Raw genomic sequence first — 11,315 nt, 5'->3', positions numbered from 1 at the left:
GTCAGCGCGCCTCGTTCAGCAAGGCCCACCACTGCGCGATCGTCGGTTGCTCGGCGAGCTGCACGAAGTTGATGCTGGAACCGGCGCGCTTCCAGCGCTCGAGCAGACTCATGAGGCGGATCGAGTCGAGGCCGGCGTAGAGCAGGTTGTCGTCGGTATTGAGGTCGGACTTCGGCATCTCGAGGATTGCCGCCACTTCGGCATGCAGCGCGTCGATGTCTGCAGGCAATGTAGACGCGCTCACACCGAGCGAAGCGAGTACCTGCGCCGTGCTGCGCACGACCCCGGCACGCTGCGAGACGTAGTCGAGTGCCTGGGCGTGACGTTCAGCACCGAAGTCGGCCAGTGCGTCGCCGACGAGGACGGGCTGAATGTCGCGCATGAAGGCGTCGACGCAGGTGACCTGGCAGCCGATGTGCGCATACACGCCGCAGACGATGAGCTGGTCGCGCTGCTGCGCGCGCAGGCGTTCGAGCAGGTCGCTGCGCACGAAGGCGCTGTAGCGCCATTTGTCGAGCACGATGTCCGTGGCGCGCGGCGCGAGTGCGGCGATGACAGGCGCGCCTTCCGGTTTGGCAGGCAGGCCCGGCCCCCAGAATTCGTTGAGCAGCGCGCGGTCTTCAGCCGGTTGCACGGCAGGCTGAGCGGTGTAGTAGACAGGTATGCCTTTCGCATCGGCAGCATCGCGCAGCTGGCGGATGTGCTCGACGAGTTGCGGGATCGGCGCCGCGCTGTTGTCGTAGAAATCGAGGAAGTACTGCTGCATGTCGTGGATGAGCAGCGCAGCGCGCGCGGGGTCGGCATTCCACTCGACCCGGTTGGCAGGGAAGGAGCTGGCTGCGGGCATGTCGTAGCTGGCAATGCGGGGAATGGTCATGGTGTTGTTCCGTGAGTTGCTGGCCTTTTAGGGCCGGATGTCTGTAATGCCGTCATCCCGGCGAAGGCCGGGATCCAGAGCGGTGCGTAGCTGCGGGCCTGAACGCTGGATCCCGGCCTTCGCCGGGATGACGAGCTAAACGGGAATGGTTGTGGGCTGAGCGACGAAGCGCTCGCGCAGCGCGCGCTTGTCGATCTTGCCGACCCCTGTCTTGGGAAAACTTGCGACGAACTCGATGCGGTCGGGCACCTTGTATTGCGCCAGGCCACGCTCGCGCATGAAGCGGCTGATCTCCATCGCGCGCGGGGCGTCGCCGCGCGGCACGATGAAGGCGCAGCTGCGCTCGCCGAGGTATGCATCGGGCATCGCCACCACGGCCGCATCGAGCACTGCGGGATGCGCGAGCAGATGGTTCTCGACTTCTTCCGCCGCAACCTTGTCGCCACCACGATTGATCTGGTCCTTGGCGCGGCCGTCGACGATGAGATGCCCGCTCGGCAACTGGCGCACGAGGTCGCCCGTGCGGTAAAAGCCGTCGCGTGTGAAGGCGCGAGCGTTGTGCACGTCGGCGCGGTAGTAGCCGCGGATGGTGTATGGGCCGCGCGTCAGCAGGTGACCCAGCTCGCCGGGCGCGACGTCGTTGTCGTCGTCATCGACGACCCGCACTTCATCGTCCTGCGAGATCGGCCTGCCCTGCGTGCTCACGACGAGCTGCTCCGGATCGTCGAAGCGTGTGTAGTTAACCAGCCCCTCGGCCATGCCGAACACCTGCTGTAGCGTGCAGCCCAGCAGAGGACGCACACGCTGCGCGGCTTCGTCGCTGAGACGCGAACCGCCGACCTGCAGGAGCTCCAGCGTGGACAGGTCATAGCGCTTCGCGGCCGTCTGTGCCGCGGCCGCTTCCATCCAGATCATGGCCAGCGGTGGCACCAGCGAGGTGAGGGTGACACCTTCACGCTCGATCAGCGGAAAGACCGTATCCGGGCTCGGGTTTGGCGCAAGTACGACGGTGCCCCCCGCGTGGAATACGCCCAGGATGCCGGGCGAACTCATCGGGAAGTTATGCGCGACGGGTAGCGCGCACAGGTAGACGCTGTTCTCGCTCAGGCCGCAGATCTCGGCACTGGCACGCACGCTGTAGAAGTAGTCGTCGTGCGTGCGTGGAATGAGTTTTGGGCGACCCGTGCTGCCGCCGGAGAGCTGCAGGAATGCCAGGGCGGAGGCGGCAGGCGGTGCCAACGGCGTGGGCGCTTCGTCGTTGTCTCGGACTTCGTCGAAGGCAATGAACTCTGCAGCGTCACCCACGACGATGACGCGCAGATCGGGCGCAGCGCTCTTTACGCCATCGTCAGCCAGTACGTCGCGCGCCAGCGTGCGGTAGTCGAAGCCACCGTGCACGTCGGCAATGACATAGGCCTTGGCATTGGTGAAGCTGCAGAAGTAGGCGATCTCGCTGCGACGATGCGCGGGCAGTGCGAACACGGGCAGCGCACCGAGGCGGAACAGGGCGAAGCACAACAGGACGAATTCGCCGATGTTGGGCAGTTGCAGGACGACGCGGTCACCCTGCGCGATGCCGCGCTGGCGCAAGCCGGAGGCGAGACGACCGACCTCTTCGTCGAGCATGGCGTAGGTCCAGCGACGTTCGCCGCACACCAGCGCAACACGCAGCGGATCACGCGCGGCACTGTGTTGCAGGATCTGGCCGAGCGCTTCGCCACGCCAGTAGCCGGCGTCGCGGTAACGTTGAGCGAATGCCTCTGGCCAGGGCGTGAAGTCGACGCCGTCAGCGTGCAGTCCAGCACTCATGACAAGGTCTCCAGCACGGCTTCGAGGCCCATCGCGCCAAGCATGGTGCGCAGCTTGGCGGAAGTTTCGGCCAGTTCGAGCGACGGGTCGGACGCGCCGACGATGCCGGCACCCGCGTAGAGCGTGGCAGAGTCGTCATCGACGACTGCGCAGCGAATCGTCACCGCCCATTCACCATTGCCCTCGGCATCGCACCAGCCGACGAGGCCGGTGAAGAAGCCGCGATCAAAGCCTTCGACCTCGTTGATGAAGTTGCGTGCATCGGCAGTCGGGTAGCCGCACACCGCCGGCGTGGGGTGCAGGGCCAGCGCAAGCTCCAGCGAGGTCGTCGCGGGATCGGCGAGATCGCCCTTCACTTCGGTGGCGAGATGCCACATGGTGGCGGTAGACACGAGCGAGGGCGCCTTCGGCACGATCAGCTCCCGGCAATAGGGCTGCAGTGCAGCCGCGACGGCGTCGACCACCAGGGCATGCTCATGCAGGTCTTTGGCGGATGCCAGCAGGCCTTCGGCACGGCGTGCATCTTCGACCGGATCAGCACTGCGCGGAATCGAGCCCGCGAGCGGGTGAGAGGCGACGAGGCGACCATGACGCGCGACCAGCAATTCGGGGCTGGCCCCGATCAGCGTGCGGCGCTTGCCAGGCTCATTTGCCGGACCACCGGCCAGGTCAATGGCATAGGTGTAGCCACGCGTGTTGCGGCAGGCAAGCGTGCGCAGCAGCGCAGGCAGATCGATGCGGGTATCGACTTTCAGCGCGCGCGACATCACGACTTTCTCAAGCTCGCCCCGCTTGATGCGGGCAACCGCCTCGCCCACATTGTGTTCATAGCCTCGGGGCGTCGGGGTAGCGATCATGCCGCGGCGTGCGTCGACGCCATCCTGCCGCTGCACGGGCAAGGCCTCCATGCTGTGCACGCCGGCGGCGCGCTCCACGCGTGCAGGCGAGAACAGATGCGCCGGCGCGTCGAGCTGGAAGGGCACGGCCCCCATCAACAGGCCGGAGTGGCCTTCGCGCTGCGCATTGCGCTGGAACTCGGCAGCGCGCCACGCCAGTGACGAAGCGGACACAGCCGGCATGACCAGACTTGCGCCATGCGTCAGGAAGGCGTTACGTGGCGATGCGAACAGGCTGCTGCCCGGTACGTAGCGCTCGAAAAGAGCATCGGATCGCTGCGCCTGCCGGTCGAGCACGGCGAACGCATTGCGACCGGGCGCGCCGTCATCGCCGGGAAGGTTGGGGGATGATCCAAAACCGGACGGGTATGGACGCGAAGTGTTGGGGCGAAACATGTCGTTCATGCGGAAACTCCTCCTCGCTGAGGCCGCCGGCAGGGGGTACCGACGATCAAGATGAGTGCTCGGATGGGTGGCTACGCGGTGATGACCTGATCGCCAGCGGCACTTGCAGCTGGGAATCTGGCGGGTGAGCTGACGGGTGAATCGGCCGGAAATGGGGCCGTGGGGCCATGCAATGCCGCGCTCTGCGGATTCCATGAAATGTCAGCGTCGTGCGTCGGCTGCCTGGGAAGCGAGGCGATCTTACCTGTTATCGCGAATCATTCGCAATTGCATTTGCATTGAAATTTTCTATGTAGCAGAATTGCCAATTCCTCCAGAGCGCCCCCTGCACTCCGGCCAAAGACAGGCAAAACCCAATGAATACAGTGCTTCCACCACGCCGCGCGATTTTGCTGATCGGCGCTTTGCAGTTCGTCTACGTCCTCGATTTCATGATGGTCATGCCGCTCGGGCCTGACTTTGCCGCCGCGCTCGGCTTCGGCGCGTCCGACCTGGGTTGGCTCGCCGCAGCCCTCACACTCGCATCCATAGCGGCCGGAATATGCGCAATGCATGTCCTCGACCGCTTCGATCGCAAGCCTGCGCTGCTCGTCGTGCTCGCCGGTCTCGGCATCGCCACACTGGCCAGCGCCTGGGCCACCGGCTTCGCCAGCCTGCTCGCGGCGCGGGCGCTGGTCGGCCTGTTCGCAGCACCCACCATCGCGCTCGGCATGGCCATCATCATCGACGTCACGCCACCGCAAGCGCGCGGCGCTGCGATCAGCAAGGTGATGATCGGCTTCTCGCTGGCCGCCATCGCAGGCGTGCCCTTCGCGCTGGAGCTGGCGGCACGCTTCGGCTGGCAGGCGCCCTTCTACGTCGTCTCGGCACTGGCTGCGCTGGTATGGATAGCCGCCGCATGGTTGCTGCCAGCACTGCGCGGACACCTCAACCAACCCGCCCGCACTTCACCACGTCAGTTGCTGGCGCGCCCTGCAGTGCAGACGGCCAGCCTGATGCAGGCCGCCGCGCAGTTTTCGGCCTTCCTGGTGATCCCGGGTTTTTCGGCGTTCTTCATGCTGAATCTCGGCTTTCCGCGCGCCCAGCTGAGCCTGCTTTACCTTGCGGGTGGCATATGTGCGTTGATCGCCATCCAGCTGATGGGGCGCCTCGTGGACAAGCGCGGCCCGCGTTCAGGCGTGCTCATTGCAAGCACCGCCTTCAGTTTCGGGCTGATCCCTTTGCTCGGCATCCATGCCTTGCCGCTGGCCCTGCCCTTTGTGCTCTTCATGGCCGGCAATGCTGCGCGCAATGTCGGTTTGTCGGTAGCCAACAGCCACGTACCCGCCCCGCATGAACGTGCAGGCTTCATGGCGCTGCAGAACATCGTGACGAACACCGCTATTTCCGCTGCGGCCGTCGTGTCCAGCCTGATGCTGGGTGAAGCAGAAGGCGGCAGGCTGACCGGCATGAGCGGCGTGGTGATCCTCGCGGCCGTGAGTGCGGCTTGTGTGCCATGGCTGCTGAAGCACCTTCAGCAGCAGTTGCGCGAACGCGCAGCTTCAGCCGCCGTTCCGCCCGCCGCCAATCAAGCCGCATTCCAGCCGCAGACGCAACGTGCGGAGTCGTGATCTCGAGAGAGTGTCGATACAGGAGCGGGCCATGCCCGCGGCATCACACGTTCAATGAAGCCTTGCCGTCTGGATGAGCTGCGTGGTCGCGGGCATGGGCCGCTACTGCAGACAACTACCTGCAGTAGCGCCAAAGAAAAAGCCCCTGTCCTTGCGGACAGGGGCTTTTCCATGATGCCGACTACGATGCGGATTACATACGCTGTGCGTAGTATTCGACGACCAGCTGCATTTCGATCGGGAAAGGCAGGTCAGACAGTGCTGGCAGGTGCGCAACGGTTGCCGTGCTGGCAGCTGCGTCCCAGCTCAGCCACTCTGGACGCGTCAGCGATGGCTCTTCCATGCTGAACTTGATGATGTCCAGAACCTTGGCAGGACGTGCCAACGAGACCACATCACCTGGACGCACACGGTACGACGGAATGTTCACGCGCTTGCCGTTGACCAGGAAGTGGTTGTGGTTGACCAGCTGACGTGCCGACGGGATGGTCGGTGCGAAACCAGCGCGGAAAACGACGTTGTCGAGACGGCGCTCGAGCAGCTCGGCCAGCTTCTCACCGGCGTTGCCACGGGCGGCCTTTGCATCAGCCATCAGGCGACGCATTTGCTTTTCGCCCAGACCGTAGTTGAAACGCAGTTTTTGCTTTTCGCGCAGTTGTGCGCCGAAGCCAGAAACGCGACGTGGACGTGCGCCGTGCTGGCCTGGAGGATTTGGGCGGTTTTCGATGCTCTTGCGGGAAAGACCTGGCAATTCGACGCCAAGGGCGCGCATCACTTTAAGGCGTGGGCCTGTATAACGAGACATGTTTCTTCTTTCATGGTGTTGATGAATTCGTGGGCTGATGCTTTGCTCACGAAGCGCTGACCACCGGAATTGATGATCAGTTGGCAGTTACTACACTTGCTGCTAACTACTTGTTTCAGTTCTGCTTACTTGGTCAGGATCAGCTTGCCGCTGCGTGTTGCACGCAACGTATAGAGGGCGCCAGCATGTTCGATGTTGACGCAGACCTGACCCCGCAAAAGCTCACTGCTCGTCACCACACGCAGCGAATCCTGATGCTGAGGGAGTGGCGAAGGGGGCGTAGTTTGCGGGATAAGTGAGGATTTGTCGAGACCCTGCGTATTCATGGCAGTTCTCAGTGCAGTGCGGTGCTGGACGATGGCTCGCCAGCATCGTCGAAAATCTGCTCGTTCGAGAGCTCCACCGCCTGCTGATACCAGGCCGCCATCAGTTCGTTACAGGCCCGACGCAGCAGTGGATCGATGTCCGGGCCCGCGGCCAGCGCAGCCATATATTGGGACAGGGAGCGGCTCTTGGCGATGGAGACGCCATGCAGGGCGCTGCAGGTCAGCAGATGCATGACCGAGGCGATCAGCACGGCTGGGCGTGTCTGCGCGATTTCAGGATCGATATTCATGGCATGTACCCCGTGTGCGGGAAGCACGAGCGGCTTGCCTTCAGGGCAACCGGACGGGGCATGCACCGCATGTTCGATTCAAAAAAATGCTGGCTTGCACACGCGGACGCGCACTGGCTTGCAGAAATATCCCCGGCCCGCTTGGAGCGAACCAACATGCCTGACAGCACCAGTGAGGAGCACAGACACCGTCAGACCTGCCGCTCAGGCAGTGGGCTTGCTCAGCCCGCCATCCGAACTGAACAAATGGTACATGCGAATCATTCTTGTTTGCAACTGCGTCGTCAAACAAATATCGCGAAGGTAGTTGCGAGCCAGGAATTGCCGCCGGAGAGGCGTCACGGAGTCGCACGGTGGAGCTCCACAGGAGGTTCCGCCGGGTCAGGACTGATGCGAGCGTTGGGTAGTGCCGCCTCCCGGCGGCTGGCGGAGCCTCCGGAGGGAGCTCCACCCTACCCCGCCCGGTCAGCGCTTGCCGCTGCTACGGCCGCCGAGGATGGAGCCGAGCACGCCGCGGATGATCTGGCGGCCGACTTCCGAGCCCATGGTGCGCACTACGGTCTTGGCGGCAATCTGCGCCAGACCGTCATGCTGGCCGCCGCGCGGGCCGGTCTTGCCGAAGAGGATGCCGCCCAGCGTGCCACCGAAGATGCCGCCACCGCTTTCTTCCGGTTGCGCGCCAGTGGGCGTCACCGTCGTCGTCGGGCTGGGTGTGCCGGCGCCAGCCTTGAGCTTCTCGTAGGCCGATTCGCGGTCGAGCGCTTCTTCGTAGGTGCCATACACCAGCGAAGCATTGATGACGCCATTGCGCTCGTCTGCATTCAGCGGGCCGATGCGCGAGAAAGGCGGCATGACGAAGGCGCGCTCGACGATGCTCGGCGAGCCCTTGGCATCCAGGAAGGAGATCAACGCCTCGCCGACGCCCAGTTCGGTGATCACCGCCTCGCAGTTGAACTTCGGATTCGCACGCATGGTTTCCGCTGCCACCTTCACGGCCTTCTGGTCGCGCGGCGAGAAGGCGCGCAAGGCGTGCTGCACACGATTGCCGAGTTGGCCCAGCACCGTATCGGGTATGTCAATCGGGTTTTGCGTAACGAAGTAGATGCCCACGCCCTTGGAGCGGATCAGGCGCACGACCTGTTCGATTTTCTCCAGCAGCGCTGCCGGCGCATCGTTGAACAGCAAATGCGCTTCGTCGAAGAAGAACACCAGCTTCGGCTTTTCCAGATCGCCGGCTTCCGGCAGCTGCTCGAACAGCTCGGAAAGCAGCCACAGCAGGAAGGTCGCGTAGAGCTTGGGCGAGTTGTAGAGCTTGTCGGCGGCAAGGATGTTGATCACACCGAGGCCCTGCGCATCGGTCTGCATCAGGTCGGCGATGTTGAGCATCGGCTCGCCGAAGAACTTGTCGCCCCCTTGTTGCTCAAGCGCCAGCAAGCCGCGCTGGATCGCCCCGACGCTGGCCGCGGAGACGTTGCCGTACTGCGTGGTCAGCTCCTTCGCATGCTCGCCGACGAACTGCACCATGGCGCGCAGATCCTTCAGGTCCAGCAGCAACAGGCCATTGTCATCCGCAACCTTGAAGATGATCTGCAGCACACCGGCCTGCGTCTCGTTGAGACTCAGCAGGCGTGCAATGAGCAGCGGCCCCATATCGGAGATCGTGGCGCGCACAGGGTGGCCGGCCTCGCCGAATACGTCCCACAGCGTCGCCGGGTATTTCACCGCGTCCCAGTCCTTGATGCCGAGCTGATCGAGGCGCTCCTGCAGCTTCGAAGAGAGCTTGCCCTCGACCGCCAGGCCGGAAAGGTCGCCCTTTACGTCAGCCATGAACACCGGCACACCGATGCGCGAGAAGGATTCAGCCAGGCGCTGCAGGGTGACGGTCTTGCCCGTGCCGGTGGCGCCGGCGATCAGGCCGTGACGATTGGCAAATTGCGGCAGCAGGCCAAGGTCGATCTCGCCCGCGCGGGCAACGATGAGAGGATCAGACATGCGAACTCCGGTAAGGAAGAAGAGTGAATCTGCGTACGGATCAATATCGGGACTTATACCGCGAGATGGCCCGGCATGGCCTGCGCGCGGGCGTAAAAAAGCGGGCCGCGGCCCGCTTCGTCCTGCGCGTCAGCTCCCGGCTCACTGCCCGCACGCCACGCTGCACTGGTTGAACGCGATCTGGCAGGTCTCGCTGCGGCCACAACTGCGCAGCTTCGCGCCGCAGGATTGCTGGCATTGATCCCACTTGGAACGCGCGGGGCCGGATGGCAATGCCAGGGAGCCCTTGGTTGCCGCCGGCGCACCACCGCAACTTGCCAGTTTGACCTCGCGCGCGGGGCCGGGCAGCACCGCCCAATCTTCGGCCACCATGTTCAGGTCGTCCTCAACCGCGGCCAGCACGGGGGCACTCGACAGTGCAGAACGCTTCAAGGTGTCGTAAGCCCAGCAATCGGCCTGGCGGGCCTGCACTGCCGTACGGTCGCCCGTCGCCGGAAACCCGAGGTACTGACGGCCGCATTCGTGCGCATAGACGAACAGGCGCGTCTCCAGCAACAGGCGCGGCAGGAGCTGCGGGTTGTAACGGATGACCGGCTGCCCGTCGGCCAGACCGTATTGCGCGACCGCCTGCAGCTTGTCATCGGCCAGCGCGGCAACCGGCTTGCCCTTGGCGTCAGTACAGCCATTGAAAGCCATGTTCTGCGCCAGGACTGGCCACGCCAGCATCATCAGGAATGCTGCAAACAGCTGTTTCATTTCGTATTTCCCGTGCACGTTTGATGCGACGCAATCTAACAGTGCATACCCGCTGCGGCGGGCGTCGGCAGGATCAGCGGTTGTATAATTCCGACCTCTGCGGCGCGGCCTCGCGCTTGTCTGCCGCAAGCATCCACTCACCAATATCCAGGAACGTCGCATGGCTGGTCATTCGAAATGGGCCAATATCCAGCATCGCAAGGGTCGTCAGGACGCCAAGCGGGGCAAGGCCTTCACCAAACTCATCAAGGAAGTGACCGTCGCAGCGCGCATGGGCGGCGGCGATCCGAACTTCAATCCGCGTCTGCGCCTGGCCATCGACAAGGCCAAGGCCGAGAACATGCCCGGCGACAATCTCGAACGCGCCATCAAGCGCGGTACCGGCGAGCTCGAAGGCGTGTCGTATGAAGAAGCGCGCTACGAAGGCTACGGTGTCGGCGGCGCGGCAGTGATCGTCGACTGCCTCACCGACAACAAGGTGCGCACCGTCGCCGACGTACGCCACGCGTTCTCCAAATGCGGCGGCGCCCTGGGCACCGACGGTAGCGTGGCCTTCCAGTTCAAGCATTGCGGCCAGCTGATGTTCGCACCCGGCACGAATGAAGACGCGCTGATGGAAGCCGCGCTCGAAGCCGGCGCCGAAGACGTCACGACAAATGAAGATGGTTCGCTCGAAGTCCTCACCGGCCCGTGGGAATTCACGGCCGTGAAAGAGGCGCTCGAGAAGGCCGGCTTCAAGGCCGAATTCGGTGAAGTCACGATGAAGCCGTTGAACGAATCCGAACTCGCCGGCGACGATGCCGTGCGCATGCAGAAACTGCTCGACATGCTCGATGAGCTGGATGATGTGCAGGACGTATATACCTCGGCGGTGATGGGCTGACCGATCGATGCGCGCACAAGGCACTATCTCGGGATGGAATGACAACCGGGGCTTCGGCTTCATCGTGCCTGACACAGGTGGCGACAAGCTGTTTGTTCACTACAGCGCTTTCTACAAAGCCGACCGCCGGCCGGCCGATGGAGCGCGAGTCACTTATGAAGTGGCTGCGGAGCAAAAGAAACGGCGTCTGCACGCAAGCAAGGTGATGTTTGCAGCCGAGTCATACGCTCAGGAAGGCGGCACACGCTCGGGCAATCTGCTCAGCTGGCTGCCCATGTTTTTCCTGACGATGCTCGCCGGGGTGACCGCCAAGGGGCATCTGCCCGTCATGGTGCTGGCCATCTACCTGTTCGAGAGCGTTCTCTCCTTTGCGACTTATGCGTTCGACAAACACGCAGCGCGCACTGGCAAGCGGCGCACGCCAGAGATGACGCTGCATTTCTTCGACCTGCTCGGCGGCTGGCCAGGAGGCCTGCTCGCTCAGAAGTGGTTACGTCACAAGACGAGCAAGCAGAGTTTCCAGACAGCGTTCTGGGTCACTGTCGTACTGAACTGCATCGTACTGGGCTGGTTCTTCACGGCGCACGGCACGGCATTCCTGAAGCAATGGCTCTAGGGTAATTGGCAGCGCGGCGCCCTTGCGGGCCCACGCTCCAGTCTTGAAAT

Annotated in this window: 11 protein-coding genes; 3 read left to right on the top strand and 8 right to left on the bottom strand. The window is 63.6% G+C overall.

Features of this window, described 5'->3' with window-relative positions; all coding sequences use genetic code 11:
* Position 1: 1 nt before the first annotated feature.
* The 3 genes from VVD49_RS06830 to VVD49_RS06820 all read right to left on the bottom strand — a co-directional run bounded on the left by VVD49_RS06830 (position 2) and on the right by VVD49_RS06820 (position 3,987).
* Positions 2 to 877, bottom strand: coding sequence for an isochorismatase (locus tag VVD49_RS06830; RefSeq protein WP_327598387.1), 876 nt, complete (start codon positions 875 to 877; stop codon positions 2 to 4).
* 135 nt (positions 878 to 1,012) lie between these two features.
* Positions 1,013 to 2,686 carry a (2,3-dihydroxybenzoyl)adenylate synthase gene (locus tag VVD49_RS06825; RefSeq protein ID WP_327598386.1) on the bottom strand — a complete coding sequence of 558 codons (1,674 nt, stop codon included), beginning with the start codon at positions 2,684 to 2,686 and terminating at the stop codon, positions 1,013 to 1,015.
* Positions 2,683 to 3,987, bottom strand: a complete 1,305-nt coding sequence (locus VVD49_RS06820) for an isochorismate synthase (protein ID WP_327598385.1) — start codon at positions 3,985 to 3,987, stop codon at positions 2,683 to 2,685. The genes VVD49_RS06825 and VVD49_RS06820 overlap by 4 nt, the downstream gene beginning before the upstream one ends.
* Positions 3,988 to 4,343: 356 nt before the next feature.
* Between VVD49_RS06820 and VVD49_RS06815 the strand changes: the two genes are divergently transcribed.
* A complete protein-coding gene (locus VVD49_RS06815) occupies positions 4,344 to 5,597 on the top strand; it encodes an MFS transporter (protein WP_327598384.1) in 1,254 nt (417 codons plus the stop codon).
* Between the two features lie 193 nt (positions 5,598 to 5,790).
* On the opposite strand, the gene rpsD is transcribed toward VVD49_RS06815, so the two are convergent.
* From rpsD to VVD49_RS06790, 5 genes are all read right to left on the bottom strand, one after another.
* Positions 5,791 to 6,402: a 30S ribosomal protein S4 gene (gene rpsD, locus VVD49_RS06810; RefSeq protein ID WP_327598383.1), complete on the bottom strand. Its 612-nt coding sequence runs from the start codon at positions 6,400 to 6,402 to the stop codon at positions 5,791 to 5,793.
* Between the two features lie 125 nt (positions 6,403 to 6,527).
* Complete coding sequence (gene hemP / locus VVD49_RS06805; RefSeq protein ID WP_327598382.1) at positions 6,528 to 6,728, bottom strand: hemin uptake protein HemP; 201 nt, start codon at positions 6,726 to 6,728, stop codon at positions 6,528 to 6,530.
* Between the two features lie 8 nt (positions 6,729 to 6,736).
* Entirely contained in the window at positions 6,737 to 7,018 is a 282-nt protein-coding gene (locus VVD49_RS06800; RefSeq protein ID WP_327598381.1) for a hypothetical protein, read from the bottom strand.
* 465 nt (positions 7,019 to 7,483) lie between these two features.
* Positions 7,484 to 9,010: a helicase HerA-like domain-containing protein gene (locus tag VVD49_RS06795; RefSeq protein ID WP_327598380.1), complete on the bottom strand. Its 1,527-nt coding sequence runs from the start codon at positions 9,008 to 9,010 to the stop codon at positions 7,484 to 7,486.
* Between the two features lie 141 nt (positions 9,011 to 9,151).
* A complete protein-coding gene (locus VVD49_RS06790) occupies positions 9,152 to 9,766 on the bottom strand; it encodes a hypothetical protein (protein WP_327598379.1) in 615 nt (204 codons plus the stop codon).
* Positions 9,767 to 9,926: 160 nt separating this feature from the next.
* Here VVD49_RS06790 and VVD49_RS06785 point away from each other — a divergent pair, with 160 nt between their 5' ends.
* On the top strand, positions 9,927 to 10,649 hold the full coding sequence (locus tag VVD49_RS06785) for a YebC/PmpR family DNA-binding transcriptional regulator (RefSeq protein ID WP_327598378.1): 723 nt from the start codon (positions 9,927 to 9,929) through the stop codon (positions 10,647 to 10,649).
* A 7-nt stretch (positions 10,650 to 10,656) separates the two neighbouring features.
* Positions 10,657 to 11,265: a DUF1294 domain-containing protein gene (locus tag VVD49_RS06780; RefSeq protein ID WP_327598377.1), complete on the top strand. Its 609-nt coding sequence runs from the start codon at positions 10,657 to 10,659 to the stop codon at positions 11,263 to 11,265.
* The last annotated feature ends 50 nt before the right edge of the window (positions 11,266 to 11,315 follow it).

Origin of the sequence: Uliginosibacterium silvisoli, from assembly GCF_036017035.1 — a bacterium.
GTDB classification, from domain to species: Bacteria; Pseudomonadota; Gammaproteobacteria; order Burkholderiales; family Rhodocyclaceae; genus Viridibacterium; species Viridibacterium silvisoli.
Note: the sequence above shows the minus strand (reverse complement) of the source record. Positions and strands in the feature narration are given on the sequence as shown.